17 protein-coding genes, 2 pseudogenes and 2 riboswitches are annotated in these 15,406 nt (G+C 62.9%); of the genes and pseudogenes, 7 read left to right on the forward strand and 12 right to left on the reverse strand.

Annotated features, from left to right (window positions below; all coding sequences use genetic code 11):
• The first annotated feature begins 1 nt into the window (after position 1).
• The 3 genes from FG99_RS08955 to FG99_RS08965 are packed head-to-tail and all read left to right on the forward strand — an operon-like array spanning position 2 to position 1,548.
• Positions 2 to 421, forward strand: coding sequence for a universal stress protein (locus FG99_RS08955; RefSeq protein WP_034076266.1), 420 nt, complete (start codon positions 2 to 4; stop codon positions 419 to 421).
• A 20-nt stretch (positions 422 to 441) separates the two neighbouring features.
• Entirely contained in the window at positions 442 to 912 is a 471-nt protein-coding gene (locus FG99_RS08960; RefSeq protein ID WP_043268929.1) for an HAD family hydrolase, read from the forward strand.
• Positions 913 to 933: 21 nt separating this feature from the next.
• Positions 934 to 1,548 carry a histidine phosphatase family protein gene (locus FG99_RS08965; protein WP_043268931.1) on the forward strand — a complete coding sequence of 205 codons (615 nt, stop codon included), beginning with the start codon at positions 934 to 936 and terminating at the stop codon, positions 1,546 to 1,548.
• Between the two features lie 18 nt (positions 1,549 to 1,566).
• Here FG99_RS08965 and zapE read toward each other — a convergent pair whose 3' ends face one another.
• The 8 genes from zapE to crcB all read right to left on the reverse strand — a co-directional run bounded on the left by zapE (position 1,567) and on the right by crcB (position 9,234).
• Positions 1,567 to 2,649 (reverse strand): cell division protein ZapE, encoded by a 1,083-nt coding sequence (zapE, locus tag FG99_RS08970; protein WP_043268933.1) that lies wholly within the window; start codon positions 2,647 to 2,649, stop codon positions 1,567 to 1,569.
• 54 nt (positions 2,650 to 2,703) lie between these two features.
• Positions 2,704 to 3,990, reverse strand: a complete 1,287-nt coding sequence (gene eno / locus FG99_RS08975) for a phosphopyruvate hydratase (RefSeq protein ID WP_043268935.1) — start codon at positions 3,988 to 3,990, stop codon at positions 2,704 to 2,706.
• Positions 3,991 to 4,041: 51 nt separating this feature from the next.
• The gene (gene cfa / locus FG99_RS08980) at positions 4,042 to 5,202 is read right to left on the reverse strand and encodes a cyclopropane fatty acyl phospholipid synthase (RefSeq protein WP_051878625.1); all 1,161 of its coding nucleotides are present in this window, start codon (positions 5,200 to 5,202) and stop codon (positions 4,042 to 4,044) included.
• On the reverse strand, positions 5,199 to 5,639 hold the full coding sequence (locus FG99_RS08985; protein WP_034076280.1) for a hypothetical protein: 441 nt from the start codon (positions 5,637 to 5,639) through the stop codon (positions 5,199 to 5,201). Before FG99_RS08985 ends, cfa begins: the two co-directional genes overlap by 4 nt.
• Positions 5,640 to 5,756: 117 nt before the next feature.
• Positions 5,757 to 5,822: riboswitch (Fluoride riboswitch) on the reverse strand.
• Between the two features lie 48 nt (positions 5,823 to 5,870).
• Positions 5,871 to 7,709 carry a dihydroxy-acid dehydratase gene (ilvD, locus tag FG99_RS08990; protein WP_043268937.1) on the reverse strand — a complete coding sequence of 613 codons (1,839 nt, stop codon included), beginning with the start codon at positions 7,707 to 7,709 and terminating at the stop codon, positions 5,871 to 5,873.
• Between the two features lie 229 nt (positions 7,710 to 7,938).
• A complete protein-coding gene (gene ppa / locus FG99_RS08995; protein WP_034076285.1) occupies positions 7,939 to 8,472 on the reverse strand; it encodes an inorganic diphosphatase in 534 nt (177 codons plus the stop codon).
• Positions 8,473 to 8,492: 20 nt separating this feature from the next.
• Complete coding sequence (locus tag FG99_RS09000; RefSeq protein WP_034076288.1) at positions 8,493 to 8,837, reverse strand: DUF190 domain-containing protein; 345 nt, start codon at positions 8,835 to 8,837, stop codon at positions 8,493 to 8,495.
• Positions 8,838 to 8,850: 13 nt separating this feature from the next.
• The gene (gene crcB, locus FG99_RS09005; protein WP_034076290.1) at positions 8,851 to 9,234 is read right to left on the reverse strand and encodes a fluoride efflux transporter CrcB; all 384 of its coding nucleotides are present in this window, start codon (positions 9,232 to 9,234) and stop codon (positions 8,851 to 8,853) included.
• 142 nt (positions 9,235 to 9,376) lie between these two features.
• A riboswitch (Fluoride riboswitch) is annotated at positions 9,377 to 9,438 on the reverse strand.
• Between the two features lie 175 nt (positions 9,439 to 9,613).
• Between crcB and FG99_RS09010 the strand changes: the two genes are divergently transcribed.
• From FG99_RS09010 to FG99_RS09020, 3 genes are all read left to right on the forward strand, one after another.
• Entirely contained in the window at positions 9,614 to 10,156 is a 543-nt protein-coding gene (locus FG99_RS09010; protein WP_043268939.1) for a Chromate resistance protein ChrB, read from the forward strand.
• Between the two features lie 16 nt (positions 10,157 to 10,172).
• Entirely contained in the window at positions 10,173 to 10,973 is an 801-nt protein-coding gene (locus FG99_RS09015) for an endonuclease/exonuclease/phosphatase family protein (protein ID WP_051878626.1), read from the forward strand.
• Between the two features lie 164 nt (positions 10,974 to 11,137).
• Entirely contained in the window at positions 11,138 to 12,319 is a 1,182-nt protein-coding gene (locus FG99_RS09020; RefSeq protein WP_226046299.1) for an MFS transporter, read from the forward strand.
• Between the two features lie 9 nt (positions 12,320 to 12,328).
• On the opposite strand, the gene FG99_RS09025 is transcribed toward FG99_RS09020, so the two are convergent.
• The gene (locus tag FG99_RS09025) at positions 12,329 to 12,772 is read right to left on the reverse strand and encodes an MFS transporter (protein ID WP_051878629.1); all 444 of its coding nucleotides are present in this window, start codon (positions 12,770 to 12,772) and stop codon (positions 12,329 to 12,331) included.
• Between the two features lie 16 nt (positions 12,773 to 12,788).
• On the opposite strand from FG99_RS09025, the pseudogene FG99_RS32790 reads away from it, so the two are divergent.
• Positions 12,789 to 12,962, forward strand: a pseudogene (locus FG99_RS32790) (CopG family transcriptional regulator); the annotation flags it as partial.
• Here the strand turns inward: FG99_RS32790 and FG99_RS31185 are convergent.
• The 3 genes and pseudogenes from FG99_RS31185 to FG99_RS09040 all read right to left on the reverse strand — a co-directional run.
• A pseudogene (locus tag FG99_RS31185) lies at positions 12,939 to 13,712 on the reverse strand (NAD(P)-dependent alcohol dehydrogenase); the annotation flags it as partial. The pseudogenes FG99_RS32790 and FG99_RS31185 sit on opposite strands and share 24 nt — an antisense overlap.
• A gap of 49 nt (positions 13,713 to 13,761) precedes the next feature.
• On the reverse strand, positions 13,762 to 14,757 hold the full coding sequence (locus tag FG99_RS09035) for an aldo/keto reductase (RefSeq protein ID WP_043268941.1): 996 nt from the start codon (positions 14,755 to 14,757) through the stop codon (positions 13,762 to 13,764).
• Positions 14,758 to 14,831: 74 nt separating this feature from the next.
• Entirely contained in the window at positions 14,832 to 15,392 is a 561-nt protein-coding gene (locus FG99_RS09040) for a glutathione peroxidase (protein ID WP_034076298.1), read from the reverse strand.
• Between the last annotated feature and the right edge of the window lie 14 nt (positions 15,393 to 15,406).

The following is a 15,406-nucleotide window of genomic DNA, read 5'->3' on the forward strand; positions in this document are numbered from 1 at the left end:
CATGATCAAGCACATTCTGGTGGCCTATGACGCTTCCACGGCAGCGGAGCTGGCCCTGAACTTCGCCCACGACCTGGCCGAGCGTTTTGGCGCCAGTCTGCACATTCTCTCGGTGGCGCAGCCGCCGGAGTTCGGTGACGAGGTGGAGACCGAGGCAGTGATCGAACGCTCGCGCGCGCACTTTCATCATGCCTTCAACATGCTTGGTTACCGGAGGATGGCTCCGGAGGATCGGCCGACGACACATGTCTCGGTCGGCCGTCCCGCGGAGCAAATAGTGCGTTATGCGGAGGAGCACGCCATCGACCATATCGTGATTGGTCATCGTGGTCATTCCGGTTTCGAGCGCTGGCTGCTGGGCTCGGTGGCCCGGCAGGTCATCGACCACGCCCCCTGCGCCGTTACCGTCATTCGCGGCTGACCCGCTAAAGGAGCCTGAATATGCTGGCGATCGATATCCCGGGAGTGGGGAGTCTTAGGCTGAAGCATCTGATCTGCGACTACAACGGCACCCTGGCGGTGGATGGTCGCCTGATAGACGGTGTAGCGCGGCGCTTGGAGATCCTTGGCCGCACTCTGGCTTTGCATGTGGTTACTGGCGACCCGCTTGGCACCGCAGAGGCGGAGCTCGCTGCGCTGGATGTCAACTTGCTGGTGCTCTCCGACGACGATCAGGCGATCTTCAAGGAAGACTATCTGCGCACGCTGGGCATGAATGGGGTGGTGGCCATTGGAAATGGCAGCAACGACCGGCACATGTTGCAGAAGTCGGCACTGGGGATTGCAGTCATTGGCCCGGAGGGGGCTTCGTCGGTGGCCATCGGTGCGGCTGATCTGGTTGTGCTGGATATCCTCAGCGCCCTGGATATGCTGACCCACCCGCAGCGCATCATCACCAGTCTGCGTTGCTGAGCATCAGGCAAGAGAACAAACATGACCCGAATCGTTCTGACCCGCCATGGCCATGTCGACTGGATAGCCCCGGAGCGCTTCCGCGGGCGCGCCGAACTGCCACTTTCCGACCTGGGCAAGCGCCAGGCGCTGGCCGTGGCCCGCCGCATCGCCGAAACCTGGCAACCGGATGCAATCTACACCAGCCCGCTGTCGCGCTGCGTCGATACCGGTGCCGCCATCGCGCGCGCCACGGGAGCTCCAGTGCAGGCCCTGGAGGGGCTAGCCGACACCGACTACGGCCAGTGGCAGGGCCTGACCCATGAGGAGGTCCGCCAGCGCTGGCCGGAGGAGCACCGCACCTGGTTGGAAGCGCCCGACCTGGCCGCGATCCCCGACGGCGAAAGCCTGGCTGACGTGCTGGCGCGAGGGACGAAGGTGCTGCGTGAAGTCCTGCATCGTCATGCCGGCAAGACCCTGGTGCTGGTTGGCCACGACAGCATCAACCGCGTCTTGCTGCTGCAGGCGCTGGGCCTGCCACTCTCGCGCTACTGGCGGCTGAAACAAGAGCCCTGCTGCCTCAACGAGATCGTCGTCGAGGACACCGTCTGCACCCTGCACCGGCTCAACGAGAGCGGGCACCTGGCTGGCGTCTGAGCAGGTACGGCCGCTCGCTCAGTCAGTCGCCAGTGGCACCAGGGTCAGCTGCCGCAGGCGGCTGAGGGTGCGTTCGAAATCCAGCAGGGTGTCGCCGGCGGCCAGTTGCTCCAGCGCTACGCTGGCGTAGAGCTGCAGCTTGAGGTGTCGGTCGTAAGCGATGTCGATGAAGTTCAGGAAGCGCTTGCCGACATCGTCGGGGCAGTCGCGCAATGGCCCCAGGCTGCTCACCGCCATGCAGGGAAAACGTTCGATCAGCCACAGGTAGTCGGCCGCCGAGTGTGGATGCTCGAACAGCTCCTCGAAGTCCAGCCAGGCATGGTCGCCGTCCTGGGCCCGCACTCGCAGTGGGTGGTGGTTGACCTGCAGCACCTGCTCGAAGCTCGTCTGCGGCCCCAGCGCGAAGCGCTGGCGCAGGAGGGCCAGGTCGACGGATGCGGCCGGCCAGAGGTAGCTGCCCCAACGGTCCAGTGGGGTCAGTCGCTGCCGGTAGTCTTCGCCGTTGTCCAGCGCCAGTACCTCGAAGCGCTTCTCGATCAGTTCGACTACGGGGCGGAAGCGCTCTCCGTACAACGGGTCCGTGCACAGTGCGGACGGCGGGTAGTTGGACGTGCAGACCAAACCAACCCCCGCATCCACCAGTTGCTGCAGCGTCGGCCCGAGCAGCATGGCGTCACCGATGTCATGGACGTGGAACTCGTCGAAGCACAGCAGGCGAGTTTCCTCGGCAATGCCGCCGGTGACCTTTTCCAGGGGATCGGACTGGCCAGCGAAAGCCTGCAGGCGCATCTGCACTTCTTCCAGAAAGGCATGGAAGTGGACGCGGCGCTTGTCCTGCAAGGGGGCGGCGGCAAAGAAGGCATCCATCACAAAGCTCTTGCCGCGTCCTACGTCCCCCCACAGGTAGATGCCCGCCGTTGGCTTGTGAAACCAGCCATGGTGTCCGTGGAGGAAGTGCTCCAGCCAGTTGGCAAGGTGCTCGACGGCGTTTTGCTGCTGCGAATCGGCGAGGTAGCCGCGCTCCTCCAGGGCCACCCGAAAGTGTCGGAGAATTCGTTCTGATACGGATTCAGGGATGGCCTGGCGGTCGGCGGCAGTCATGCTTCACCTCTGGCTCAATGGGGGGACGGAGGGCGCCTGGCGCCCTCCGCCAGGTCAATGCACGAAAGCCTGGTAGCCAGCATAGTGCGCGGTGCCACCGAGGATTTCCTCGATGCGCAGTAGTTGGTTGTATTTCTCCACCCGCTCGCCGCGGCAGGGGGCGCCGGCCTTGAGATGCCCGGTGCCGAAGGCCACGGTGAGATCGGCGATGAAGCTGTCGACGGTTTCGCCGCTGCGGTGCGACACCATCGCGCCCCAGCCGTTGTTGTGGGCTAGGAGTACCGTGGTACGGGTCTCGCTGAGGGTGCCGATCTGGTTCGGCTTGATCAGCACCGCGTTGGCGGTGTTCTCGAGGATGCCGCGGCGGATGCGTTCGGCGCTGGTCACGAAGAGGTCGTCGCCAACCAGCTCGATGCGTTGGCCGAGCGCCGCGGTCAGGCGCTTCCATCCCTCCCAGTCGTCCTCGGCAAGGCCGTCCTCCAGCACCACAATGGGGTAGCGCTCCACCCAGTCGGCATACAGGCCGATCATCTCGTCGGCATCCAGAAGCCGGCCTTCGCTGTGCAGGCGGTAGAAGCCGTTTTCGTAGAGTGCGCTGGGCGCCGGATCCAGGGCGAGCTGGACTTCCTCGCCCGGACGGTAGCCGGCGGCCTCGATGGCCTTCATCAGGAGGTCGAGGGCATCGGCGTTGTACTTCAACGGTGGCGCAAAGCCGCCTTCGTCGCCCACCGAGGTGGAGAAGCCCTTGGCCTCCAGCAGGGTACGCAAGTGGCGGTAGATTTCCCCGCCCCAGCGCAGCGCCTCGCGGAAGCTGCCGGCGCCGGAAGGGACGATCATGAACTCCTGGAAGTCCGTGCCTTGCCAGTGGGCGTGCACGCCACCGTTGTTGAGCACGTTGAACATGGGCACCGGCATGCGCGTGGCCTGCTCCCCGCCGAGGTAGCGGAACAGCGGCAGGCCGGTGGCCGCCGCCGCCGCGCGGGCCACCGCCAGGCTGACGCCGAGGATGGCGTTGCTGCCCAGGCGCGACTTGTCCGGCGTGCCATCGCACTGCAGCATGGCCAAATCGATAGCGGTCTGGTCGCAGGCGTCATGGCCCTTCAGTAGCGGGGCGATTTCGCTGGCGACATTGTGCACGGCGTCCAGCACGCCCTTGCCGCCATAACGCGCCGGGTCGCAATCACGCAGTTCAACGGCTTCATGCTTACCCGTTGACGCCCCTGAAGGCACCGAGGCTCGCCCCTGGAAACCGTCCTCGAGGGTCACGTCCACTTCGACTGTCGGGTTGCCTCTTGAGTCGAGGATTTCCCGGGCAACTACCTGCTTGATGAATACGGCCATACCGATCTCCTTCTTTCGCTCAAATGCGCCAGTCGCGATTGCCACGTTCGATTACGATTGCGGACGCCGGTAGCCGCCGATAACTCCGCGCTTGGACAACACCCACTGCCAGAGCTGGATGTCGCGCGCGCGGAAGGCGCCGGCACAGGACAGCAGGTAGTAGCGCCACATGCGCCGGAAGCGCTCCCCCGGTGCTGAAAAGCGTGGCCAGGCCGCTTCGAAATTGGCGTGCCAGGCCATCAGGGTGCGGTCGTAGTCGGCGCCGAAGTTGTGCAGGTCCTCGACGACGAAAAGGTCGTCCGCGGCATCGCCGATCTGGCCGATGGAGGGCAGGTCGCCGTTGGGGAAGATGTAGCGGTCGATCCACGGGTCGGGATGCCCGCGGCGGGCGTTCTTGCCGATGCTGTGCAGCAGGAGCAGGCCATTGTCAGCGAGACAGCGGTGGGCCACCTGCATGAACGCCCGATGGTTCTTGTGCCCGACGTGCTCGAACATGCCGACGCTGGCGATGCGGTCGAACCGCTCGTTCAGGCTGCGGTAGTCCTGCAGTCGGAACTCCACGGGCAGGTCACGGTAGCGGTCACCGGCCCAGTTCGCCTGTTCCTGGGATACAGTCACGCCCACGCACTCCACGCCGTGGTGCTGCGCGGCATAGGCCATCAGGCTTCCCCAGCCGCAGCCGATGTCCAGCAGGCGCATGCCGGGCTTGAGCTGCAGCTTGCGGCAGATCAGCTCCAGCTTGGCCTCCTGGGCCTGCTCGAGATTTGTGGCGTTTTCCCAATAGCCGCAGCTGTAAGTCAGGCGTGAGTCCAGCATGGCCTTGTACAGTTCATTGCTCAGGTCGTAATGCTGCCTGCCGACCTGCCAGGCACGCCTGATGTTCTGCAGGTTGCGCAGGCGATAGCGCAGGGCATGGGCAAGCAAGCGCAACGGCTGGACCTCGCGATCGAGCCGGGCGCGCAGCAGGCGATGGAAGAACTCGTCGAGATGCGCAGCGTCCCAGTCACCGTCCATATAGCTCTCGCCCAGGCCGAGGCTGCCCATACCCAGCGCTCGTTCGAAGACGCACGGGCGCAGCACTCGCATGTCCCAGGGACGCTGACCATTCACCTCGATATCGGCCTTGTGCAGCAAACCGACGGCGAGCTTGCGCACTTCCGGATTCGAGCTGGACTGCGAGCCGCTCGATGAGGTTTCGAGTATCTCGCTCATACCGGGTTCCTCGCGTCGTCGACCGTCGCCGTGGGCTGGTTGCTCGGGGCCGGATAGGCCGTCGCTGTGGAGCGGGTACGTAGGTTCGCTAGCGACTCTCGGTAGACGCCAACACGGCAGATACCGACCTCGATTGCCAGGCTGGAGTACCTCAGGCAGCAATAGGTGTCCCAGGCCTCGCGAGGCTCCGAGAACACCAGGTAGCGGGCAGCGCTTTCGATTAGCAGTGCGGAGCGCTTCAATCCCTGGCTGAACAGCGCCCGGGCGAGGTGTTCTTGTTGCTCACGGGCGATATTGAGCGCCGAAGGGTAGGTTACTCGTAGAAGGATATGTTGAGCGGGAAGCAGCTGGAGAAACGCTTCCAGGTCGTCGGACAGGATGCTGGTGACTGACGACGACCAGATGAGGTCAGGCTGATGATGCAGTGGGGTTCCCACATTCACCTCCAGGTACAGGGCCGACGCGTGCCATAAGGCGAATCGCGGCTGGCGATGGGACTACCTGAGCGAAGTGGGGCTGTAGATACAAAAATGCCTACCGCTCCCGCCTTCGCGAGTTCGGTAGGCATCATCAGCTGACGGCGTCAGCGGTTAACGGAGAATGCCATCTCCTGTGAGAACTGTATCACCGACTCCCGGGCTTGCAAGAAGTCCGGGAGCCTCGGGGCATTAGTCCTCCAGCAGCGCCTTGTTGCGCACGGCGCCCTTGTCGGCGCTGGTGGCCAGCAGGGCGTAGGCCTTCAGCGCGGTGGTCACCTTGCGCGCGCGCGGCGCGGCCGGCTTCCAGCCTTTCTTATCCTGCTCGACACGGCGGGCGGCCAGCTCTTCATCGCTCACCAGCAGGTTGATGCTGCGGTTGGGGATGTCGATCAGCACCTTGTCGCCGTCCTTCACCAGGCCGATGGCGCCGCCCGCGGCGGCTTCCGGCGAGGCGTGGCCGATGGACAGGCCTGAGGTGCCGCCGGAGAAGCGGCCGTCGGTGAGTAGGGCGCACTGCTTGCCCAGGCCCTTGGACTTCAGGTAGCTGGTGGGATACAGCATTTCCTGCATGCCCGGGCCGCCTTTCGGGCCTTCGTAGCGGATGATCACGATGTCGCCGGCCTTCACTTCGTCGGCGAGGATGCCTTTCACCGCGGCGTCCTGGCTTTCGAAGATTCTCGCCGTGCCCTCGAAGACATACAGGGACTCGTCCACGCCGGCGGTTTTCACCACGCAGCCGTCGAGGGCGATATTGCCGTACAGCATGGCCAAGCCGCCTTCCTGGGAGTAGGCGTGCTCGAAACTGCGGATACAACCCTCGGCGCGATCATCGTCCAGGGTGTCCCAGCGGGTCGATTGGCTGAAGGCAACCTGGCTCGGGATGCCCGCGGGGCCGGCCTTGAAGAATGTATGGACCTTCTCGTCGCGGGTCTGGGTGATGTCCCACTCGGCGATGGCGTCGGCCATGCTCGGGCTGTGCACGGTCGGCACCTCGGTGTGCAGCAGGCCGCCACGGGCCAGTTCGCCGAGGATAGAGAAGATGCCGCCGGCGCGGTGCACGTCTTCCATATGGTACTTCTGGATGTTCGGCGCCACCTTGCACAGTTGCGGCACCTTGCGCGACAGGCGATCGATGTCGCGCAGGTCAAAGGGCACCTCGCCTTCCTGGGCGGCGGCCAACAGGTGCAGGATGGTGTTGGTCGAGCCACCCATGGCGATGTCCAGCGACATGGCGTTCTCGAAGGCGAGCACATTGGCGATGCTGCGCGGTAATACTGAGGCATCGCCCTCGCCGTAGTAGCGCTGGCACAGCTCGACGGCCAGGCGGCCGGCGCGCAGGAACAACTGCTCGCGATCGGCGTGGGTGGCCAGTGTGGTCCCGTTTCCTGGCAGGGCCAGGCCCAAGGCCTCCACCAGGCAGTTCATCGAGTTGGCGGTGAACATGCCAGAACAGGAACCGCAAGTCGGACAGGCACTACGCTCGTACTCGGCGACCTTCTCGTCGGAGCAGGAATCGTCGGCGGCGACCACCATGGCGTCGATCAAGTCCAGGCCGTGGCTGGCCAGTTTGGTCTTGCCGGCTTCCATCGGTCCGCCGGAGACGAACACCACCGGGATGTTCAGGCGCAGCGCGGCCATCAGCATGCCGGGGGTGATCTTGTCGCAATTGGAGATACAGACGATGGCGTCGGCGCAGTGGGCGTTGACCATGTACTCCACGGAGTCGGCGATGATCTCGCGCGACGGCAGGGAATAGAGCATGCCGTCATGGCCCATGGCGATGCCGTCGTCCACGGCGATGGTGTTGAATTCCTTCGCCACGCCGCCGTGTCTTTCGATCTCGCGGGCGACCAGTTGGCCCAGGTCCTTCAGGTGCACGTGGCCGGGCACGAACTGGGTGAAGGAGTTGGCGATGGCGATGATCGGCTTCTTGAAGTCTTCGTCCTTCATCCCGGTGGCGCGCCAGAGGGCGCGGGCGCCGGCCATGTTGCGACCGTGGGTGGAGATTTTCGAGCGGTAATCGGGCATGGTGGGTCCTGTCAGCTAATTAGATTGTTTTTGTCTTATGGTGCTCAGTCGTTGAGCACGAGATTCACCAGCATCACCAGGCCCATGCTCAGTGGTACTAGCCCGACCAGGCCAGTTGCCGATCGAGCAAAAAACCAGCCGCCGAGCAGACCGAGCGACAAGCAGCCAGCTTCTAGGAGGCGAGTGGGTGCAGGTAGCCAGGTCGCCTTGGGTTGGGAAATGCCTCCGCTCAATGTGCCGCCCCATAGGCCGCCACCGACTTGCGGATTTCCTCGCGGGCATCGTCGAGACTGCCCCAGCGGTCCATGCGTACCCACTTGCCGGGCTCGAGAGTCTTGTAGTTCTCGAAGAAGTGCTGGATCTGCTGGAGCATCAGTTCACGCAGGTCGCTGCATTCGCGCACATTGGTGTACAGGGTGCTGAGCTTATCGTGGGGCACTGCGATGATCTTGGCGTCGGGCCCTGCCTCGTCGGTCATGTACATCACGCCAATCGGGCGGCAACGCAGAACGGTGCCAGGTGCAACCGGGCAAGGTGTGATGACCAGGATATCCAGTGGGTCGCCGTCCTCGCTCAGGGTGGAAGGAATGAAGCCGTAGTTGGCTGGGTAGAACATCGGCGTACTGAGAAAACGGTCGACGAACATCTGGCCGCTGGCCTTGTCCAGTTCATATTTAATGGGCGCGTGGTTTGCGGGGATCTCGATCACGGCGTAGATGTCGTCCGGGACGTCTTTGCCGGCAGGGAGGTCAGTGAAGCTCATGTCTTGGGTCTCCGTAAGCGTCAGGTGCTGGGGGTGTCGCGTTCGGCCTTGCGTTTGCCCACGGTCCCCATTTCTACGGGAGTCTTCACGTAGAACAGGGCGAGATCTTCGGCTTCCAAGCGCTCAAACAACTGCTGGCACTCCTCCTCGGATACCGCCAGACAGATCTCGACGGGTTGGTCGGCCAGTTCGAAGAAATGGTACGAGTGCAGCCGCCCGGCATGGCCGTAGCCCTCGGCGCCCAGCACCAGGGTGGCGCCCTTGAGCTTCATGCTGCGAGCCAGATCGACCATCCAGTCGGTGATCAGCTTGCCGCCATGGCGGCGGCTCTGTTGGGTGAAGAAAGTCACCAGATAGCCTTGCATCGTTGCTCCTCCGTCAGCGTCCACTGAGCAATGGGTAGGTCATGAGTCCAGCGGTCGTAGCCAGAAGGGAGCCCGCGACATGCACGCCGATGGCGGTCATTGCCCAACTGACGCGCCCGGACTGGAGCAGCGCCATGGTTTCCGCCGAAAAGGTCGAGAAGGTCGTCAGGCCGCCGCAGAACCCAGTGATGATCAACAGGCGCCATTCAGGGCTGAGCGCCGGGTTGGCGGCGAAGAAGGCCACGGCCACGCCGATGATGTATCCGCCGATGAGATTGGCGGTCCAGGTACCCGGCGGAATGGTGGGGAACAGCGCATTGAGCTGCAATCCAAGGAACCAACGCAGCAGGGCTCCAAGGGCGGCGCCGCCGGCAATAGCGATAATGGATTTCAGCACGCTGGCCAGACTCCATGGCGGAGCGGTGACCAGGCGAAAACAGATGTCCCCGACGGGGAAAGGGGGGCTGGGCGGAGAATTGCGTTCACGTTCCTATCCTTATACGAAAGGACAGGACGCACACCTACGCACCCTGTCCAGGGTTCACGTAGGCATCATCAGCACGAAGGCGGTTAAAGGAGGAATGCCATCTCCTGTGAAGAAATTAGCATTTCTACCTACTTCAGGGAAATCATCCTTGCGATGACATACCTGAAACGAGGCGGACGCGTGGGCGGAGCAATCGCCTCGTTTTCATCCAAATCAATAGCTGTAACCATATGCTTATGAATTTTGATTCTTTTAAGATGTAACGACCGTAACATTAGGATTGCACACTATGACGAATCAGAACTGGCTCCTCCTCACCTATAAGGTTCCATCGGAACCCGCCAAGAAGCGCATTGCTCTGTGGCGCAAGCTCAAAGGGATGGGGGCGGTGTATCTGCAAAACGGCGTCTGCCTGCTCCCAAAGACTGATGAGCATGTTCGTCAGTTGAAGATGCTAGAGCACGACATCGAGGCAATGGCAGGCGACTCAGTGATCTTGGAGACCGTCGCTTTGGACCGTCTGCAGGAAGACAAAGTGGTAGCACGCTTCAAGGCTGACCGCGACGAGGAGTACCGCGAGCTGCTCGATAAGTGTGATGACTTCGAAGCGGAAATCGCCAAGGAGACCGCGGCCTGCCACTTCACCTACGCCGAGTTGGAAGAGAACGACGTCGATTTGAAAAAGCTGCAGAACTGGCTGGAGAAGATCCGCAAGCTGGACTTCTACGGCGCGCCACTCCTGGTGGAAGCGGAGCAGCGCCTGCAGCACTGCGAAACCTTACTGGATACCTACGCCCAGCGCGTGTTCGAGGCGCAGGACGAAAATCGATGACCTGAAGAGGTGCTCCATGCTGTTGAAAGTGCTGACATACAACACCCTATTTGCCGGCCGCGACGGCGCAGATACACGTAGGTCCGTGGCGCAGATCGGCTTAGTACGAGAACTGGAGCCTGACATCTTCCTGATGCAGGAGGCCCGCGGACTCGATGCAAGCGGTGGTGACTCGTTGTATGACATGGAGCGCCAGCTTCAGATGCGGGGCTTTTTGGCTCTAGCTCCGAGGACTGGGCAGCATCTTGCGATCTTTATTCGACACCCTCTGAGGCCGCTCTCTTTCGAGAGCGATCCGTTCAATTTTCATCACAGCGTTGCATCTCTCAGGGTGGCATTGCCTGGGGGCGGGCAAAGCCTGCACCTGACGAGCGTTCATTTGTGCCCGAATGGCGTGGATGTCAGACGTCGGGAAGCCGCATACCTGGCCGTGCAGGCCATTCCCGGCGAGTACCGGCTACTTGCGGGAGACTTCAACTCGGCATCACCGCATGATCCGGAGCCGCAGGGGTTCGATCTGCTCTCTGCGCACCACCGCATTCGTTACTCCAGTAATGGCCGTGATGCTGATACGACGGTCCTCGCAACGCTCGAAACAGCTGGCTGGGTCGATGTAGGTCGTCTCCTGCAGCCTGAGTCCACACCTACGGTACCCACCGCTGCCTACACCAACTCCGAGTTTGCGCAGATGCGGTGTGACTACGTCCTGGCCACGCCAGCCCTTGCCAGCAAGGTTGTCAGCTATGAGGTGATTCGCACCCCAGCCACCGACGGTGCTTCGGATCACTATCCGGTCTTGGCGACTTTCGACATTTGACCATGATTCCGCCGACGTTAGCGCAGCAGTTGGGATTACGAGCTCCTTACTATCGAGATCGCATGATGAGCCAGTATCAAGAACGTTCCTTGGAAAAAAGCGATAGCTCCCAAAGCAGTACAGGCCGATCAACTTGGCTCAACAGAACAGTCGCGGGAGCGGGATTGACCAGTGCCCTGGGCGATTTTTGCTACGAGACCACAACCGTGATTCTTCCTGGGTTCCTTGCGGTACTGGGAATACCCGCCGCGGCACTGGGCACCATCGAAGGGATCGCAGACGCCCTGGCCGCTTACACGAAAATGTTCTCCGGCTACATCGCTGACAAACTGGGGCATCGCAAACTGCTGGTCCTGATCGGCTACGGCCTGACGCCGGCCGGCCAGGTCCTGCTAGCACTGGCGTTGGGTTGGCCGCTGCTTCTTGCCGGCCGGCTGGTTTCCTGGTTCGGCAAAGGACTGCGAGGCCCATTGCGCGATGCTATCGTGATCCAGGCGGTGACTGCCGATACCCGGGGGCGTGCATTCGGTTTCCACCGGGCGATGGACACGTTGGGGGCCGTCATTGGCCCGTTGCTTGGTGTCGCCCTACTGGGGTGGGCTCAACAGCTACCCTGGGACGATGCGACAGGGCCTTTCCGGCTGGTGCTCTGGTTGAGCGTCATCCCCGGCGTCCTCGCCGTATTGGCGTTCCTGACCCTGGTCAAGGACCCGCAGCACTCCGCGAACCCCGAGTTGAAGTTCTTCCAGACCCTCAAAGGCCTGCCTCTGCGTTTCAAGCGCTACCTGGGAGCCGTCGGGCTATTCGGTATCGGTGATTTCAGCCACAGCTTGCTCATACTTGCGGCCACGCAACTGCTCAGCGGAACCCTGGGAGTGGTGCAAGCGGCGCAGGTTGCTGGTCTGCTGTATGTCTGGCGCAACCTGGTCCAGGTCCTGACGTCCTACCCCATCGGCATACTGGCGGATCGCCTGGGCTCGCTGCCGGTGCTTGTCGCGGGTTATGCCTTGGGTAGCCTGACGGCTCTACTGGCCGCACTGGCTTTCTGGCTGAGGTTGGACAGCGTGCCGATGCTGGTACTGCTCTTCACCGTCGCGGGCCTGTATGTGTCCGTGCAGGAGGCCCTGGAGTCCACTGTAACCGCGGACATGGTGCAGCAGGAGACGCTGGCTCTGAGTTACGGTGCGCTTGGCACGGTGAACGGCACCGCAAAGTTCATCTCGAGCGCTACTGTTGGTCTCCTATGGACTGCAGTCTCGCCCGTGCTCGCTTTTCTGCTGGCGGCCATACTAATGATCGCAGGTACTGGGGTGTTGGCTCGGATGTCTGGTGGTACTGGACGTTAAGCGGCTTATCTACGGAGGGGCCGGTGGCGAGCAACTGTCGCCGCCTTCCGCTAGATTTCCGACCCGCAGGCCGACGTACCAGAGGATTGGAACGGCTGCCAACTGACTAAGTACGCAGAATGCTACGGTTGCCATTACGGAGTGATCGTAAAGGACACCAATTAGGCTGCTACCGGCGAACCAAGCGATACCGTAGCCGGCGGTGAATTGACCAAAGGCGGAGGCGCGGCGAGTGCTGGGCACCATAGGAGCAACCGCGGCGGGGATGATGGATTCGTGCACCCCCATGCCCACCCCCCAAATCGCCGCGCCGAAAAGTGCGCACCAGAACCCGCCAAGCAACGTCAGCGGTGCAAAGACGCTACTTGCCAGCGTCAGGCCGACCAGCACCTTGAAGCCGTAGCGGTCGAAAAGACGGCCGAACAGCAGGGAACCGCAACCGCTCACACCCATCGCCACCGAGTAGAAGATCGCTCTCCATCACGAGCACGCCAAGCGCCTCGATGAACTAGGCGTGTCCAAATCGTCCATTGTCGCGGCGGCGCTGGCATCCTGGCTCTCGCCAGACGCGGGCGACCAGCGCGAAGCCGCCATCGCCAAATGGCTGGATTGCCTGCAGCAGAGTTCCGTCCTGCTTGAGCAGGTCGAGATAAGGATTGATGTAGTGCGGGGCGGAGACGGCGTCGATGATGAGATCAAGCGTCGAGCCGTGCGCGGCCATCGCTTGCGCGTCGCTGGACAGTACGACCTCGTCGGCGCCCAGGCGCTTGCCGTCCTGCATCTTGGATGCGGACGTGGTGGACAGTATGACATGCGCGCCGAGCGCCCGGGCGAGCTTGACGGCCTGTGGCCAAGCCCCCAGGCCGACGCCGCCGACCCGCTTGCCTGGCCCCGCGCCCCAGTGGCGCAGCCGCGACTAGGTAGTGATGCCGGCGCACAGCAGCGGCGCGCCGGCGGTCAGGCGCAGCACGAAGCTTTCCGTCACGACGAAATGGCTGGAGTAGCCACCGAAGGCAGGGCCGCCGAGGATGGGATCGACGCTGTTGTAGGTGGCGACCATGCCTTGCTCGCAATACTGCTCCAGCCCCTCGCGGTAGCTCGGGCAGGTGCAGCAGGAATCTACCATGCAGCTGACCGCCACTATGTCGCCCACCTTGAAGTGCGCGACCTTCGCTCCGACGGCCGAAAGGCGCCCGACGATTTCGTGGCCGGGAACACTGGGATACAGCGTGCCACCCCATCCGCCGCGGGCGGTTTGCAGATCGGAGTGGCACACGCTGCAATAGAGGATGTCGATGGCGACATCCGTGGGCCCAGGTTCGCGGCGTGAGAACGAGAAGGGAGCCAGCGGCGAGGTCGCGTTTTCGGCGGCGTAGCCGGTGCAAGCGGACATGGCCAAGATCCTTTCCGAACGATGATGGAGTCTGGATTTTTCGTGACTGCTACAGGTCCACTGCGGCAAGCCCCTGGTCGTCATAGCGCGTGCCCTCGACCGGATGCGCCGCGACAGCCGCTTCGATGGCCGCGATGTCGGCCACGTTGAGGGATACGCGGGTGGCGGCCATGTTTTCTTCGAGCCGGGTGCGCTTGCGCGTCCCGGGGATCGGTACGATCCAGGGCTTTTTCGCCAGCAGCCAAGCGAGTGCGAGTTGCCCCGGCGTGACGTTCTTCTCCCGCGCGATTGCCTTCAGCGCATCGACGAGAGCGACATTCTTGCGCAGCGCCGCAGCCTGGAAGCGCGGATTGCCGCCCCGGAAGTCATCGTCGCTGAAGGCCGCATCGGCGCCGAACGCTCCCGTCAGAAAGCCGCGACCGAGTGGGCTGTAGGCGACGAAGCCAATGCCGAGTTCTTCCAGCAGGGCCAGGATCTCCTGCTCCGGTTCACGTGACCACAACGAATACTCGCTTTGCAGCGCGGTCACGGAGTGGACCGCATGGGCCTTGCGGATCGTTGCCGCACCGGCCTCGGACAGGCCGAAATGCTTGACCTTGCCCGCCTTCACCAGATCGGCCACGGCGCCGGCAACGTCTTCGATTGGCACCTGCGGATCGACGCGGTGCTGGTAGAACAGGTCGATGCGATCGGTGCGCAGCCGCTTCAGCGCCGCATCGGCGACGGCCTTGATGTGTTCCGGGCGGCTGTCGGTGCCGAGCGGCCACGGACCGCCGTTCGGGTCGATGGCGAAGCCGAACTTGGTGGCGATCACCACCTGGTCGCGCACCGGCGCGAGCGCCTCGCCGACCAGTTCTTCGTTGGTGAACGGACCGTAGACTTCGGCGGTATCGAAGAAGGTGACGCCCAGATCGACGGCTCCGCGCAGTAGCCGGATCATGTCGCCGCGCTCGCCGGGTGCGCCGTAGGCCCAGGTCATACCCATACAGCCGAGCCCGAGCGCGGACACTTCCAGGCCGGAGTTTCCCAATATGCGTTTGTTCATGTCATGTCCCCTCTTTTGGAATCCGTGTTCGACCGGGGCCGGATCATTCCACCCCGGCATATCCGCTCACCCGATCAGGTGTTTGGGCGTTGTCCGGGCAGTGCCGCTTCGATCGCTTCGATGATGGCGCCGTCCTGCGGCTCGATACCGGGCGCGAAGCGGGCGATGACAGCGCCGTCGCGGCCGACCAGGAACTTCTCGAAGTTCCACGCCACTTCCGGCTCGGGATTGGGCGTCACGCCATGCCCCGCCAGCCACTGGCGGAACGTTTCGCCGCCTTGCGCCCTGGGCCTGGCTTCGATCAACGCGGCGTAAAGCGGATGCTTGCCTTCACCCGCGACGGAAATCTTGGAAAACAGTGGGAAATCCACTGCATAGGCCGTCGAACAGAAGCGCTGAATTTCGGCATCGTCGCCGGGTTCCTGCCCGGCGAAATCATTGGCCGGGAAGCCAAGCACCGCGAAGCCCTGTTCGCGATACCGGGAATGGAGCGCCTCCAGACCTTCATATTGCGGTGTGAGGCCGCATTGGGATGCGGTGTTGACGACCAACAGCACCTGGCCGGCATAGTCGGCCAGCGAAGTCTGTGCGCCGTCGATGCGGGTAATCGGAATGGTGAAAAGAGCAGCAGTCATCGCCATTTTCCTTC

Source organism: Pseudomonas sp. AAC, from assembly GCF_000725445.1.
GTDB classification, from domain to species: Bacteria; Pseudomonadota; Gammaproteobacteria; order Pseudomonadales; family Pseudomonadaceae; genus Pseudomonas; species Pseudomonas citronellolis.